General features: G+C 74.7%; 16 protein-coding genes. 7 read left to right on the top strand and 9 right to left on the bottom strand.

Annotated elements, in window-relative coordinates; genetic code table 11:
* Positions 1–47: 47 nt before the first annotated feature.
* Complete coding sequence (locus ACNAW0_RS06350) at positions 48–752, top strand: gamma-glutamyl-gamma-aminobutyrate hydrolase family protein (RefSeq protein ID WP_416286767.1); 705 nt, start codon at positions 48–50, stop codon at positions 750–752.
* A gap of 255 nt (positions 753–1,007) precedes the next feature.
* Positions 1,008–2,105 (top strand): methyltransferase domain-containing protein, encoded by a 1,098-nt coding sequence (locus ACNAW0_RS06345; protein ID WP_416286766.1) that lies wholly within the window; start codon positions 1,008–1,010, stop codon positions 2,103–2,105.
* A 10-nt stretch (positions 2,106–2,115) separates the two neighbouring features.
* On the opposite strand, the gene ACNAW0_RS06340 is transcribed toward ACNAW0_RS06345, so the two are convergent.
* Positions 2,116–3,075, bottom strand: a complete 960-nt coding sequence (locus ACNAW0_RS06340) for a helix-turn-helix transcriptional regulator (RefSeq protein ID WP_416286765.1) — start codon at positions 3,073–3,075, stop codon at positions 2,116–2,118.
* A 125-nt stretch (positions 3,076–3,200) separates the two neighbouring features.
* On the opposite strand from ACNAW0_RS06340, the gene ACNAW0_RS06335 reads away from it, so the two are divergent.
* The gene (locus ACNAW0_RS06335; RefSeq protein WP_416286764.1) at positions 3,201–3,638 is read left to right on the top strand and encodes a VOC family protein; all 438 of its coding nucleotides are present in this window, start codon (positions 3,201–3,203) and stop codon (positions 3,636–3,638) included.
* A gap of 24 nt (positions 3,639–3,662) precedes the next feature.
* Here the strand turns inward: ACNAW0_RS06335 and ACNAW0_RS06330 are convergent, their stop codons facing one another.
* On the bottom strand, positions 3,663–3,977 hold the full coding sequence (locus ACNAW0_RS06330; RefSeq protein WP_416286763.1) for an STAS domain-containing protein: 315 nt from the start codon (positions 3,975–3,977) through the stop codon (positions 3,663–3,665).
* Between the two features lie 96 nt (positions 3,978–4,073).
* Here ACNAW0_RS06330 and map point away from each other — a divergent pair, with 96 nt between their 5' ends.
* Both map and ACNAW0_RS06320 read left to right on the top strand, forming a co-directional pair.
* Complete coding sequence (gene map, locus ACNAW0_RS06325) at positions 4,074–4,931, top strand: type I methionyl aminopeptidase (protein WP_416286762.1); 858 nt, start codon at positions 4,074–4,076, stop codon at positions 4,929–4,931.
* Positions 4,928–5,641, top strand: coding sequence for a VIT1/CCC1 transporter family protein (locus ACNAW0_RS06320; protein ID WP_416286761.1), 714 nt, complete (start codon positions 4,928–4,930; stop codon positions 5,639–5,641). The genes map and ACNAW0_RS06320 overlap by 4 nt, the downstream gene beginning before the upstream one ends.
* 66 nt (positions 5,642–5,707) lie before the next feature.
* On the opposite strand, the gene ACNAW0_RS06315 is transcribed toward ACNAW0_RS06320, so the two are convergent.
* From ACNAW0_RS06315 to ACNAW0_RS06285, 7 genes are all read right to left on the bottom strand, one after another.
* Positions 5,708–6,424: a nucleotidyltransferase domain-containing protein gene (locus ACNAW0_RS06315; protein WP_416286800.1), complete on the bottom strand. Its 717-nt coding sequence runs from the start codon at positions 6,422–6,424 to the stop codon at positions 5,708–5,710.
* Positions 6,425–6,595: 171 nt separating this feature from the next.
* The gene (locus tag ACNAW0_RS06310; RefSeq protein ID WP_416286760.1) at positions 6,596–7,081 is read right to left on the bottom strand and encodes a nitroreductase family deazaflavin-dependent oxidoreductase; all 486 of its coding nucleotides are present in this window, start codon (positions 7,079–7,081) and stop codon (positions 6,596–6,598) included.
* A gap of 129 nt (positions 7,082–7,210) precedes the next feature.
* Entirely contained in the window at positions 7,211–9,922 is a 2,712-nt protein-coding gene (locus ACNAW0_RS06305; protein ID WP_416286759.1) for an FtsX-like permease family protein, read from the bottom strand.
* Positions 9,919–10,641, bottom strand: a complete 723-nt coding sequence (locus ACNAW0_RS06300) for an ABC transporter ATP-binding protein (RefSeq protein WP_416286758.1) — start codon at positions 10,639–10,641, stop codon at positions 9,919–9,921. Before ACNAW0_RS06300 ends, ACNAW0_RS06305 begins: the two co-directional genes overlap by 4 nt.
* 149 nt (positions 10,642–10,790) lie before the next feature.
* The gene (locus ACNAW0_RS06295; RefSeq protein WP_416286757.1) at positions 10,791–11,372 is read right to left on the bottom strand and encodes a PadR family transcriptional regulator; all 582 of its coding nucleotides are present in this window, start codon (positions 11,370–11,372) and stop codon (positions 10,791–10,793) included.
* A 70-nt stretch (positions 11,373–11,442) separates the two neighbouring features.
* Complete coding sequence (locus ACNAW0_RS06290) at positions 11,443–11,892, bottom strand: ferritin-like domain-containing protein (RefSeq protein ID WP_416286756.1); 450 nt, start codon at positions 11,890–11,892, stop codon at positions 11,443–11,445.
* Positions 11,889–12,335: a hypothetical protein gene (locus ACNAW0_RS06285; protein WP_416286799.1), complete on the bottom strand. Its 447-nt coding sequence runs from the start codon at positions 12,333–12,335 to the stop codon at positions 11,889–11,891. Before ACNAW0_RS06285 ends, ACNAW0_RS06290 begins: the two co-directional genes overlap by 4 nt.
* 231 nt (positions 12,336–12,566) lie before the next feature.
* Here ACNAW0_RS06285 and rimP point away from each other — a divergent pair, with 231 nt between their 5' ends.
* Together rimP and nusA are read left to right on the top strand one after the other, a co-directional pair.
* Positions 12,567–13,250: a ribosome maturation factor RimP gene (gene rimP / locus ACNAW0_RS06280; protein WP_416286755.1), complete on the top strand. Its 684-nt coding sequence runs from the start codon at positions 12,567–12,569 to the stop codon at positions 13,248–13,250.
* The gene (nusA, locus tag ACNAW0_RS06275; protein WP_416286754.1) at positions 13,247–14,290 is read left to right on the top strand and encodes a transcription termination factor NusA; all 1,044 of its coding nucleotides are present in this window, start codon (positions 13,247–13,249) and stop codon (positions 14,288–14,290) included. Before rimP ends, nusA begins: the two co-directional genes overlap by 4 nt.
* Positions 14,291–14,306 lie beyond the last annotated feature (16 nt).

Genomic DNA, 14,306 nt, shown 5'->3' with positions numbered 1-14,306 from the left:
AGTGAGCCGGGTTTGCGAGCCCCGCAGTCGCGAACGGTGCCGGCCCTGTGAGGCGGCCGCTGATCGGGATCACCGCGTACGTCGAGCCGGCCGGCTGGGCGGTGTGGCGAGACGTCCCGGCGGCGCTGGTGCCGCAGGCGTACGTCCGGGCGGTGACCGCCGCCGGCGGCCGGGCCGTGGTGCTGCCCCCGGACGACACGGACGCGGACGTGCTGCGGGTCCTCGACGGGCTGCTGCTGGCCGGCGGCGCCGACATCGGCCCGGAGCGGTACGGCCGGTCGCCCGACCCGCGCACCGAGAGCCGGCCGGACCGGGACGCCGGCGAGCTGGCGCTGCTGACCGCCGCGCTCGCCGCCGACCTGCCCGTGCTCGGGGTGTGCCGGGGCATGCAGTTGCTCGCGGTCGCCCACGGCGGCGCGCTGCACCAGCATCTGCCGGACGTGATCGGCCACGACGGCCACCGCCCGGCCCCCGGGGTGTGGGGCGCGCACCCGGTGCGGTTCGCCCCGGGCAGCCTGGCCGGAACGGTGATGGCGGGGGTGGACCGGGTCAACTCGTACCACCACCAGGGGGTGGCCGACCCGGGCGGCCTGACCGTGACCGGCTGGGCCGGCGACGGGGTGGTGGAGGCGGTCGAGGACCCGGGGCGGCGCTTCCTGCTCGGCGTGCAGTGGCATCCGGAGGTTGACCCGGACCCGCGGCCGGTGGCCGCCCTGGTCCGCGCCGCCACCAGCGGGCCGGCGGCGGGGTGACCCAGATCACCGGCCCCGGCCCGGCCCGACGACGACCAGCGCCCGCCCCAGCTCGCGCCCGGCCGGGGGTTACGCCAGGATGAGGCGGAGGTAACCAGCACCCCGCGTCGGACCTGCGGTTACGTTGCTCCCCCGGCTGGGTACCAGGCGGGGACGGCCGGCGGAGTTGCGCTGGCCGTCGTGGACATGACCGGAGCGGGAGGCGGCATGGGCGCTGCCCAGGGGGGCGAGGACGCGGCGCGGTCGGGGACAGCCGTGAGGCAACTTCCACCGCTGCTGGCTGCGGCGTTCGCCGCCGACGGTGAGATGGGTACGTTGAACCGCCTCGCGCTGCGGCTGCCGGCCGATCCGACCCGGCTCAGCGTGCTGCGTAAGCTGCTGGAGGACTTCCTGGTCGCCCACCGCGTCGGCGAGCACGACCTGTTCGACCTCACCGTGGCGATCTCCGAGGCCGCCGCGAACGCCATCGAGCACCCGGTTGACCCGACCGAGCCGGTGATCGGCGTGGCCGTGACGATCGAGGACTGTACGGTGACGGCCACGGTCCGGGACAGCGGCCGGTGGCGGGAGTCCACCGGGTCGAGTTTCCGCGGCCGTGGGTTGGCGCTGATCCGGGCGCTCGGCGGGCTGACCGTGACCCGGACCGACCACGGCACCGAGGTGACTCTGTGCCGCCGGCTGGCAGCTTCCCCGGTAGGCTGCTTCACCATCGACGACAACGACTACGACGAGCTCTACCGCGACACTGCCGACACGGGCGGGCCGCCCTGGGACATCGGCGGTCCGCAGCCGGCGCTCGCGGCGGTGCTGGACGACGGGGTGCCGGGCCCAAAGGTGCTCGACATCGGGTGCGGCACCGGTGATCTCGCGCTCGCCCTCGCTCGCCGCGGTTACCAGGTAACGGCGGTCGACATCTCACGCGTGGCGGTCGGCATGGCCCGCGCCAAGGCCGCCCGCGAGGGCCTGACGGTGCACTTCGAGGTCCAGGATGCCACGGAGCTGTCGTCGCCGTCGGCGCCGTTCGACTCGGTGTTCGACTCCGGCCTGCTGCACAGCCTGCACCGGCGCGGCGGTGGCGAGGTGGACGACTACCTCGCGCTGCTACCGGGCCTCGCCGCGCCGGGCGCGACCGTTTTCGTACTCGCGGTGTCGCCGGACGCGGGTCACGGCTGGGGCGTGACCGAGGAGTTCCTGCGGGCGGGCTTCCCCGAACCGGAGTGGGTCGACACGGCGATCGAGGAGATCGACGTGGCCGCGGCGTGGGGCGGCCAGGAGTTCTGCCTGCCCGGCTTCCTGCTCCGCACCGTCCGCGCCGTCGACAGCTCGACCGGCACGGTGTCGAGCACGGGCTGACCGGGGTCCGTCAGCCGGTCCCGGCCATCGCGGCGACCCGGCGGGCGAGCCGGGCGGCGGCCTCCCGCAGCTCCGGAGGCTCCAGCACCTCCGCCTCGATGCCCAGCCGGGCCACCTGTACGGCGAGCCAGTCCAGGTCCTCCCCGCCGACGACGAGCACGCACCACCCGTCGCGATCGTCCTCGACGCGCCCCACCTGGGGTGGCACCAGCTCCCGTACCCGGTCGGCCCGGGCGTGCATCCGCACCCGGGCGAGATACCGGTACGGCGTCTCGGTCACGGATCGCTGCACGTACGCGACCGGGTCCGGATGCTCCCTCGCCCGGAAGCGCCAGGCCGTCGCCACCACCTCGCGCATCCGGTCCAGCCGGAAGGTGCGCCAGTCGTCGCGGTCGACGTCCCAGGCCATCAGGTACCAGCGGCGGCCGGTGGTGACCATCCGCACCGGCTCGACCGTGCGCTCGCGCTCCCCGCCGTCGCGGCCGGCGTACCGGAACCGCACCCGCACGGCGTCGCGGCAGGCCCGCGCGAGCGTCACCAGCAGCTCCGCGTCGATCTCGACTCCGGGGCCGACAAGGGTCTCGGTGGCGTCGTGCACCGCCCGCACCTCGGCGCGCAGCCGTGGCGGCATCACCTGGTCCAGCTTCGCGAGCGCCCGCAGCGCCGCCTCGCCCGCCCCGGCGACCGTGCCCCCCGCCGCCAGCCGCAGGGACACCGCCGTCGCGATCGCCTCCTCGTCGTCGAGGAGCAGCGGCGGCAGCCGGGTGCCCGCGCCGAGTTGGTAGCCGCCGCCGACGCCCGCCGTCGCGTGCACGGGGTAGCCGAGCGCGCGCAGCCGCTCCACGTCGCGGCGCACCGAGCGGTCGGTGACCCGCAGTTCGGCGGCGAGTTCGGCGGCGGTCCAGGACGGCCGTCGCTGCAGCAGCGCCAGCAACCGCAGCACCCGCTCGGTCGTTGCCTCGACGGTCACGCGCTCATCGTTCCACAGATCTAGGAACAATCCTGTCCGCTATATGCGGCAGGCTGGAGCCATGACCGACCAGACCTGGAACCCCCTGCTCCGAGACCAGCAGACCCGGCCGGAGGCAAGCTGAGATGGCCCGGGACGTCCAGATCACTTTCGACTGCGCCGACCCGGCCGGGCTGGCCGCGTTCTGGGCCGAGGCCCTCGGCTACCAGCCGCAGGACCCGCCCGCGGGCTTCCAGTCGTGGGACCAGGCCCTGGCGGCGATGGGCGTGCCGCCCGAGCGCCGCAACGACGCCTCGGCGGTGATCGACCCCGCCGGCTCCGGGCCGCGGCTTTTCTTCCAGCGGGTGCCGGAGGGCAAGCAGGCCAAGAACCGGGTGCACCTCGATGTGCGAGCCGCCCCCGGGCTCCATGGCGACGCGCGGATGGCGGCCCTGGAGGCGGAGGCCGAGCGGCTCGTCGCCCACGGCGCCAACCGGCTCAGGCGCTACGAGCCCGCTCCGCCGCTCGGCGCCGGTCACATCGTGCTGGCCGACCCCGAGGGCAACGAGTTCTGCCTCGACTGATCAGCCGCGCCGGCGCGGCTCAGCTCAGGCGGCCGCCAGCCAGCTCTGGTCGCCCAGGCCGGAGACCTCCAGCACCCGGCGTACCTGGCGGGACGGCAGCACGGCCAGCGCCCCGGGGAACCGCTTGGCCAGCCGGACCACCGCGTGGATCGCGGCCGAGTCGAAGAAGGTGACCGCCCGTAGGTCGAGCGTGACGTGGCGGGCGGGCTCCCGCAGCGCGGTCTGGTACATGGTGTCGGCGGTCGCCATGTCGACCTCGCCGGTCACCACCACCCGGAGCTGATCACCGTCGACCTCCGCGACAGCGGAGAAGACGGGAGGTGCGGCCCCTTGATCCACGTAGCAACAATGGCACAGCCCTTTGCCGGCCGGCAACAACCGCGGCGAGCGGGCCGTGCCGGGGGTCACCCCGGTGGGCGGCGATAGGCTGTCGTCATGACCGTCCGTGCGCCGCTGACCCCAGGCACGCTCTCCCCGTGGCGGGCGGTGCCCGCCCACATTCCGCGCCCCGAGTACGTGGGCAAGAAGCGTCCGCAGGAGTGGCGCGGCTCGCACGTGCAGACGCCGGAGACCATCGAGAAGATGCGGCTCGCGGGCCGGCTCGCCGCCCAGGCCACCCAGCTCGCGGGTGAGCACTGCAAGCCGGGGGTGACCACCGACGAGATCGACAAGGTGGTCCACGAGTTCCTCTGCGACCACGGCGCCTACCCGTCGACGCTGGGCTACAAGGGCTTCCCGAAGTCCTGCTGCACCAGCCTCAACGAGGTGATCTGCCACGGCATCCCGGACACGACCGTGCTCCAGGACGGTGACATCATCAACGTCGATGTCACCGCGTACCTTGGTGGGGTGCACGGGGACACCGACGCGACCTTCTGCGTGGGCGAGGTGAGCGAGGAGGCCCGCCTGCTGGTCGAGCGGACCCATGCGGCGATGATGCGCGGCATCAAGGCGGTCGCCCCGGGCCGGCAGATCAACGTGATCGGCCGGGTCATCGAGTCGTACGCCAAGCGGTTCGGCTACGGGGTGGTCCGGGACTTCACCGGCCACGGCATCGGCGAGTCCTTCCACAGTGGCCTCTACGTGCCGCACTACGACAGCCCGCGTCCCACCGACGTGATGGAGCCGGGCATGACGTTCACCATCGAGCCGATGATCACCCTCGGCACCTACCAGTACGACATGTGGGACGACGGCTGGACGGTGGTCACCAAGGACCGCAAGTGGACGGCCCAGTTCGAGCACACCATCGTCGTCACCGACGACGGCCACGAGATCCTGACTCTGCCGTGACCGACACCCCCGCGGCGCTGCGCGAGGCGCACCACGCCGACGTGTCCGGCGGCTGGCTGCGGCCGGCCGTGTTCGGCGCGATGGACGGCCTGGTCACCAACATCGCCCTGATCGCCGGCGTCGGTGGCGGTGGCGTCTCGCCGCGCAGCATCGTGCTCACCGGCGCCGCCGGCCTGGTCGCCGGCGCCATCTCGATGGGGCTGGGGGAGTACACCAGCGTCCGGTCGGCCAACGAGCAGGTGGCCGCCGAGGTGGCCAAGGAACGGCGCGAGTTGGAACGGCACCCCGAGGCGGAGGCCCGCGAGCTGGCCGAGGCGTGGGTCGCCCGCGGGCTGCCCCGGGACCTGGCCACGCAGGTGGCCGAGGCGGTCCGGGACAACCCGGAAGAGGCGCTGCGCATGCACGTACGGGAGGAGTTGGGCATCGACCCCGACGAGCAGCCCAACCCGTGGGCGGCGGCGATCTCGTCGTTCCTCTGCTTCTCGATCGGCGCCCTGGTGCCACTGCTGACCTACCTGCTCGGCTTCACCAGCCTCTGGCTGGCGCTCGGCGTCGGCGGGGTGGGGCTCTTCGTGGCCGGCGCCGTCGTGGCAAGGTTCACCTACCGCGCCTGGTGGTCCAGCGGCCTGCGGCAGCTCCTGCTCGGCGGCCTGGCCGCCACCGCGACCTACTTCATCGGCACCCTCATCGGCGTCTCCGGCGTTGGATGAAAGGAGGGGCCCCCTGTTAACGCCTACGGCATAGCAAGGGCCCCCTATTAACGCCGGCCTTCCAGGTCAGCCGGTGAGGAGGTCGTCGACGGTGCCGTCGACGGGGCGACCCCGGGCGGCCAGTTCCTCGGCCTGGCGCGCCAGCACCGTGCCCACCTCGGTCATGTCCGCGCCGGCCAGCCCGGTACGCCGTACCGCGTCGCCCGGATCGCGGAAGTAGGTGCGGCTGAACAGCCCGTGCACCGTGGCGGCGGCCAGCCGCGCCTCGCCGAGCATGAGCAGCGCCTGATCGGTCTCGTACCACTCGGCCAGCCGGAGCGCCCGGGCGTGCGCCGCGCTGCCCCGGTACCACGCCTGCCTTGCGGCGGCGGTGAACTCGGCCGGCCGGGCCCGGGCCAGCCGGGCCAGGTGCTCGTCGCGCAGGGTACGCAGCCAGCCGGTCGGGTCGTGCAGCGTACGGGTGGTGACGTACCGGTCGGCGGTGAGCGGCCAGAGCGCGGTGATGGCCCGGGCCTGCCGCAGGTAGTCGTCGGCCCCGGCGACGGTGAGGTCGACCAGCACCCCGTCCACCCGCCGGGTGGCCGGCGACGGCCCGCTGCCAGGCCGGTACGTGGCCAGCAGCAGGCCCACCTCGCCGTCCCCGCCGCCGTCGTCGTCACCGTGCGCGAGGGGCCCGTGCACCGCGACGGCGAGCACGTCGGCGGGGAACCGCCGCAGCGCCGCGTCGCGCACCCGCTCGGCGACCCGCCACCGGGGATCGTCGATGTACCGGTCGGTCTCCACGTCGGTGCCGCCGGCGTCCACGGTCCACCTCCGTTCCCCGGGCCGCCCGTCGGCGATCCGGCGCACGTCAACCACCCTAGCCAGGCAGCGCGGACCCACTCGTACGCCGCGCCCGGGCTCGTGTCCGTCGTCGGCGCCGCCAACGGTGCCGAACCGATGCCGGGCCGCGGGTCAGGCCGGGGGCCGGGGCTCGCCGACCGGGACCAGGCGGAAGACCCCCACCTCGCGGTCCCCGGCCCGGGCCACGTACGTCCGGTAGGCCGGCCACTCGGCGACCAGCCGGTCGAACAGCGGTTCCCGCCCGTCGCCGTCGACCAGTTCGGCGCGTACCGGGATCCGGCGTCCCCCGACGTCGACCTCGGCGGCCGGCTGGGCGAGCAGGTTCAGCGACCAGGAGGGCTGCTGCCGCTGTCCCCAGTTCGACCCGATCACCACGTAGGCGTCGCCGTCCGGGACGTACAGCAGGGGATTGCTGCGCGGCTTGCCGGAGCGGCGGCCGGTGGTGGTGAGGACCAGGGACGGCACCAGCCCGAGCGCGACCACCCGCCCCTTCGTCAGCCGGCCGACCAGCCGGTCGGCCGGTACGAGCGGGCGCAGGGCGGCGGCGAACCACCTCTGGTGACCGAGACGGCGGGCGAGGGCGCGCAGAGCGGACACCCGTCCAGTCTGCCCTCCGGGCGCCCCCGGCGGTGGCTTCACGTCGGACTCGCTCAGATTCGAGGCGCGAGCCAGGTGTTAATAGGGGCCCCTCGTACAACGCGAGGCGTTAACAGGGGACCCCTCCTTTCAGTCCAGGCGGCGTTCCACCGGGAGTCGGGAGCGGGTGAGCAGCCCGGCGCCGAGCATGGCCACCAGCGGCACCACCACCACTACGGCGAGGGCCAGGCCGGGCACCACCAGCGGGTACGGCTCCGGGACCGGCCACGCCTGCGCGTACCGCCGGTTCAGGGAGGCCAGGATGATCGCCGCCGAGCCGAGGCCGGCCACAATGCCGAGCGCCGAGCCGAGCAGGGCGATCACCCCGGCCTGACAGAGCGACAGCACACGGCGTACCCGGGGGTCGGCGCCGACCGCGGCGAGGGTGGACAGGTCCCGGCGGCCCTCGGCGGCGGCGAGGCCGGTGGCCACCCCGGCCGCGCCCACGGTGATCACGCCGGAGGCGGCCGCCAGCAGGAGCAGCAGGGGCCGTTGGTCCCCGCCCGGCGGCCCTTTCTCCACCATGACTGACAGCGGGACCGACCGCGGGGTCGACCGCGACAGCTCGGCGGTGAGCCGCGCCTGCTGCTCGGCGGTGGGCGGTGCCGGCGGGCTCACCACGTAGCCGAAATGCCCGCCGACGAGGCCGACCGCGGCCGCCGCCGGCGGGGAGAGGAACAGCCGGTCGACGGGGAGCCCGCCGCGCAGCACGTACCCGGGCAGCATGGCGCTCTCCTCCGAGCCACCGGCGCCGTGGGTGGCGGTGACCGTCACCCGGCCGTCCACCACCTGCCCGGGGTCGGTGACCACCACCCCGCCCGCCCGGAGCACCCGGGTCGCGGCGGCGATCTCCTCCACCGGGGCGCCGGTGAGCCCGGGCAGGGCCGCCCCGTCGTCGACGAACGCGGGCAGGTAGATGCTGCTCGGCTCCCGGAAGGGCCGCACGCAGCGCGGATCGGCCCGGGCCTCGGCGCGCTCGGCGGCGGTGACCGCCTCGCCCGGGTGGTACGGGCAGCGCAGCTCGGGTGGCAGCACGGCGGTCGCGACGCACCAGTCCTCCGGGGCCGCCGGCCGTGCGCACCCGGTGCCGGTGAGCGCGACGACCGTGGCGTCCGGCAGCACGGCCCGGACCCGCTGTGCGACCTCGTCGATCGGCGGCAGTGGGACTTTCCCCGGAGTGTCGGCGCTCATGAGCAGCACGTGGCCCGGCGGGATGGCGGACTGCCACTGCGCGTGTTGCCGAGCCTCGTCGCTGGCCAGGTAGATCCCGAGGGCCACGCTGCCGGCGACCGCCGCCATCACCGCGGAGATGGCCGGCGCGGCCGAGGAACGGTTGCGGCTGGCGTCGCGCAGCGCCAGCCGGGGCGCCAGCGGCAGCAGCCGTCCCGCCCGGGCGAGCAGCCCGATCAGCGTCGGGGTGCAGAAGACCAGGCCCAGTTCGCCGAGGATCAGCCCGGCCAGGACCCCGGGCGAGCTGCTCCGGGTGGCGCCCAGCGCGGCGAAGCCGGCACCAGCCCCGGTGAGCAGCACCCCGAGCACCAGCCAGCGGCGGCGGTGCCGGGGCGGGTTGCGCCGGCCGGCGAGGCCGGCCACCACGTCCTGCCGGGCGGCCGTCCACGCGGGGGCCAGCGCGGCCAGCACCCCGGCCAGCACCGCCACCGCGGCGATCGCGGCCAGGGCGGCGGGAAAGAACCGATACCCGCCGAGGCGGGCGGACACCAGGTACTGCTCGACGAGCGGCCGGCCGGCGAACGCCGCGCCGACCCCGAGCAGCAGCCCGAGCGCCGCCCCGCCCGCGCCGAGCACCACCCCGTCGGCGAGCACGATCCGGCGCAGGTGCGTGGCGTCCCCGCCGGCGACCGCCACCAGGGCCAGGTCCCGGCGACGCCGACGTACGCCGACCGCGAAGGACGGGCCGACCAGCAGCACCACCTCCAGCAGCCCGAGCCCGCCGACCAGCACCGCGTTGCTCGCCTGCTCCGGGTCGGGCAAGCCCGGGCCGGTGACCGCCACCTCCCGCCCGGGCAGCGGGGTCCGGGTGGACATCACGATCCCGCGCGCGTTGAGCCGGTCCACGAGTGCCCGGTCCACCGGGCCGGGCAGGTCCACCAGCCAGCTCTCTTCGGGCGGGGTCATCGGTCCGGGCGGGGTCTCCGGCCGCAGCGCCACCACCTCGCGCAGGTTGTCCGGGAACTCCGCCACCCCCACCACCGTGTACGTGGTGCCGTCGATCGTGCGCACCGGCTCGCCGAGACGTACGCCCAGCCGGCGCAGCGCGGACGGGCTGACCGCGATCTCGTCGGGCGCGGTCGGCCGGCGGCCGGCGCGCAGCACCGCGAGGGGACGGGTGAGCGGATCGGTGAGGTCGACGGCCCGCGCGTCGAACGCGACGATGTGGCCGTCGATCCGTACCTCGAACGGAATCCAGCGGCGGAGCTCGGTGACCCGGCTGCCGGCGGGCAGCAGCGCGCGGATCTCGTCGGCCGTCACCGGCTGGGTCCGGGACACCATCTCGCCCTCGACCGGCCAGGAGTTCTCCCCCCAGGCGTCCTGCTCCATCGCGTTCACGGCCGTCCAGCGCAGCTCGGCGTCGGCCGCGCCGAGCCGGAGGTCCAGCCGTTCGGCCTGGGTGAGCTGGGCCATGTCGTAGCTCACCGCGGCGAAGCTCAGCGCCAGCACGGGCAGCGCGATCATCGCCAGCACCAGCGCCGTACGTCCGCGCGCCCGCCGAGCCTCGCGCCGGGCGATGCGCAGGGCTGCCCGCCACGAACCGAGCGTGGCGGCAAGCCGGCCCCGGGTCACCGCCCGCTGCCGGCGAGCAGCTGCTCGACGCCGGCCAGCGGCGCCGTCGAGTCCACCAGCACCCCGTCCCGGAGGAAAACCACCCGGTCGGCCCAGCCGGCGTGCCGCGCCTCGTGGGTGACCAGCACCCCTGCGGCGCCGGCGTCCACCCGGCGGCGCAGCAGGTGCAGCACCGCCTCCCCGGCCTGCGAGTCGAGCGCGCCGGTGGGTTCGTCGGCGAGGACCAGCCGGCGCTCGCCGACCAGCGCCCGGGCGATCGCCACCCGCTGCTGCTGGCCGCCGGACATCTGGTCCGGGAACCGGTTGGCCAGCGCGGCCACACCCACCTCGGCGAGCGCGGCCAGGGCTGCCTTCCGGGCCGCCCGCACACCCGCACCGTCGAGCTCCAGGGGCAGTGCCACGTTCTCCACCGCGGTGAGGCTGTTGAGCAGGTTGAGGTCCTGGAAGACGTACCCGATCCGGCGGCGGCGCAGCCGGGCCCGCGGGCGCGGGGCGAGCGCCCCGAGCGACTCCCCCTCGACCAGCACCTCGCCGCCGGTGGGGCGGTCCAGCCCGCCGGCGAGCGCCAGCAGCGTCGACTTGCCGGAGCCCGACGGGCCCATCACCGCCACCAGTTCGCCGGCCCGGACGTTCAGGCTGACCCCGCGCAGGGCGTGCACGGCCGCCTCGCCGGCGCCGTGGGTGCGGTGCACGTCCCGTAGCTCCAGTACCTCGCTCACCGCGCCATCTCCGTTCGCGACTGCGGGGCTCGTAAAACCGGCTCACTCCTCGCGCTCACGGCGCCATCTCCGTTCGCGACTGCGGGGCTCGCAAAACCGGCTCACTCCTCGCGCTCACCGGCCTCCCTCCGGGCGGGCCGGGCCCCGGCTCACCGCCGGGCCTCCTCGTCGGCCCGGTCCACCGCATCGACCTGCGGCGTCGGCCGGCTCGGGGCGGGGCGGTAGCGGATCAGGCTGGTCTCGCAGTGGTCGAGCCAGCGGATCTCCGCCTCCGCCTGGAAGATCATGGCGTCCAGCACCAGGCGCCAGGGCAGGTCCTCCGGCTTGTCGCTGGCGTACTTCAACCGGGTCAACTCCTGCAACGCGCGCATGGTCGCGCTGCGCTGGGTCTGCACCACCGCACGGACGTCCACGCCAGGGGTGGTGAGCGCCAGGGCCAGCTTGATCGACAGCTCGTCGCGGGGCCGGTCGGCGTGGCTGATCGGGGTGGCGAACCAGAGCGCCAGGTCCGCCCGCCCGGCGTCGGTGATCTCGTACGGCCGCTGCCCGCCGTCGCTCTCCGGCAGCGAGTGGACCAGGCCGTCGCGTTCCAGGCGGGAAAGGGTGGTGTAGACCTGTCCGATGTTCAGCGGCCAGGTCGAGCCGGTCGACTCCTCGAACGCGGCGCGCAGCTGGTAGCCGTACATCTGACCGCGTTCGAGCAGGGCGAGCAGGCCGTGACGGATGGACATGGCGAGGAGTATGCATACCTGGTATGCGGCCCGCAACCGGAGTGCTGCGCCGAGTGACCGAAACCTCGACTCAGGCCGGCCGGCCGGGGAACGGGACCGTGATCGGATTCACCTTCGCGGTGCGCCGCCAGCGGGTGGCGCGTACCGCGCAGTCGGTCAACGCCGCCAGGGCCCGGTTCCGGTCGGCCCCGGTGGTGTGCGGCAGGGCCGCCCGCCAGTGGCCGGCGGTCCGCTCCTCGATCTCCACCGCCAGCTTGAGCGCGCTGGCCTTGTCGGTCACCGGGTAGGGCAGCGCGTACCCGGCCTGGTCGGCGGGAACCTGGCCGCCGCTGTCGTTGAGCTGGAGGATGAGGGCGTCCCGGCGGGTTCGGTGGGCCGCCTCGGCCGAGCGGGCGGCGGTGCGGGCCGCGTCGGCGAGGTGCACGCCGATCACCCCGTACGCCCAGATGGCGGCGTACTCGGCGGCGAGCGCGCCGGCCAGGGCCTGGCCCGGCCCCTTCGGTGCGGTACGGGGAGTCACTTCAGCGCCTCCAGGTGGGTCGCCCGGGCGGCGGCGATCGAGCCGAGCATCGCGGCCCGCTCGGCCGGCGCGGCGGCACACGCCTTCGCGGCGTTCTCCCGGGCCTGCTGTTCGGCCTGCCGCAGCTCGGTCAGGAGCCCGTCCGGGTCGGTGGCCGTCACGGTCGGGCTGGCGGCGGGGGTGCCGGAGGGGGCGGGGCGCCCGATCACCCGGCGAAGCTCGTCGGCGTGTGCCTGATGGGCGTCGGCGATCGGGGTGAGCCGGTCGGTCAGCATGGAGGCGGCGGCGATGGCCTCCCGGTACCGGCCCGACAGGTCGGCGGCCTCCGCGGCGAGCGGCTCCAGGGGGTCCGGCGCGGGCGGCTTGTCGTCGTCGAAAAGATCACAGCCGGCCAGCGGTACGGCGGCGCCGCCGAGCGCCACCAGCGCCCCGGCGCGCAGCAGGTTTCGCCGGGAATGCCCTGGTGCTTCGTTGCGCTGTGTCGTTTTGACTGTCCCCACGCGGACAAGTCAACACCATCTCCGTCAGCTTGTGGGCCAGTGGCGTCGGTGCGCCGCCGGGTCTGTCGCCCGGCCCGCGCGTTACGCTCTGCACAGCCACCGGGCGCGTCTGCCCCGGTGGCCTGCCGGCATGGCGGGCCGAACGGCACGTCCGAGAGGGAAAGGGTGCGCCAGATGACGCAGCGTGGCCGTGCCACCAGGCCGACGGGGCCCTCCGGGCGACCCCGCCGGCCCGACGGCCCCCGTGGCGGGGACCGGGGCGGCGCACCGCGTGGCGACCTGGGCGCCCGTCGGGCCCGGCTGCGCGAGGTGATCGAGCCGGTCGTCACCGAGGCCGGGTACGACCTGGAGGACCTCGCCGTCTCCCGCGCCGGCCGGCGGCACGTCGTACGCGTGATCGTGGACGCCGACGGCGGGATCAGCCTGGACGCGGTCGCGGACGTCTCCCGGGCGGTTTCCGCCGCGCTCGACGCGGCGGAGGAGGCCGGCGGCGACATCGTCGCCGGCGAGTACCAGCTCGAGGTCAGCTCGCCGGGGGTGGACCGGCCGCTCACCCTGCCCCGGCACTGGCGGCGCAACGTCGGCCGGCTGGTCAAGGTGACCGTGCGCGGCGCGGCGGGCGTGCCCGAGCAGCGGACGGCCGGGGACCGCCAGCTCACCGGCCGGGTGGTCGAGGCCGACGACGAGCGCGTGGTGCTGGACACCGACGCCGGCCGCGTGGCGCACCCGTACGCCGAGCTTGGCCCCGGCCGGGTCCAGGTGGAGTTCAGCCGGCTGGACGAGGTGGCCGACGACGAGGCCGCCGAGGACATCGACGACATCGACGACGAAGATGATGTGGAGGACGAGGAGAGGTGAATATCGACCTCGCGGCGCTGCGCGCACTCGAGCGCGAGCGGGAGATCCCGTTCGACACGATCCTCGCGGCGATCGAGACCGCGCTGCTTACCGCCTACCGGCACACCGAGGGCGCCGAACCGCACGCCCGGGTGGAGATCGACCGCAAGAGCGGGGCCGCCTCGGTGTACGCCCAGGAGCTGGACGACGAGGGCGGCGTGGTACGGGAGTGGGACGACACCCCGCACGACTTCGGCCGGATCGCGGCCATGACGGCGAAGCAGGTGATCCTCCAGCGGCTGCGGGAGGCCACCGACGAGGTGCACTTCGGCGAGTACGTGGGCCGCGACGGTGACCTGGTCACCGGCGTGGTGCAGGCGCACGAGGCCCGCAAGGAGAAGGGCATCGTCAGCGTCGACCTGGGCAAGCTGGAGGGCGTCCTGCCCCAGTCCGAGCAGGTCCCCGGCGAGCGGTACGACCACGGCGAGCGGATCCGCTGCGTCGTCGTGCACGTGGCCAAGGGAATGCGCGGCCCACAGATCACGTTGTCCCGGTCGCACCCCGCACTGGTGAAGAAGCTTTTCGCGCTGGAGGTGCCGGAGATCGCCGACGGCACGGTGGAGATCAGCGCGATCGCCCGTGAGGCGGGTCACCGTACGAAGATCGCGGTGCGCTCGACCGCGCCGGGGGTCAACGCCAAGGGTGCCTGCATCGGCCCGATGGGCCAGCGGGTCCGCGCGGTGATGAGCGAGCTGCACGGCGAGAAGATCGACATCATCGACTGGTCGGACGACCCGGCCACCTTCGTGGGCAACGCGCTCTCCCCGGCCAAGGCGCTGCGGGTGGAGGTGGTCGACCTGGCCAGCCGGACTGCCCGGGTCACCGTGCCGGACTTCCAGCTCTCGCTCGCCATCGGGCGGGAAGGGCAGAATGCCCGACTTGCGGCCCGGTTGACCGGTTGGCGGATCGACATCCGTTCCGACGCGGAGCAGGCCGGCGGGGGTGGCCGGAGCGGTGCTGATCACGTACCCGAGCCGGGCGGCGCGGTCTCGAGCAGCTAGGGGTAGACTTCCTCCA

Source organism: Micromonospora sp. SL1-18, from assembly GCF_047921505.1.
Classification (GTDB): domain Bacteria; phylum Actinomycetota; class Actinomycetes; order Mycobacteriales; family Micromonosporaceae; genus Micromonospora.
Note: the sequence above shows the minus strand (reverse complement) of the source record. Positions and strands in the feature narration are given on the sequence as shown.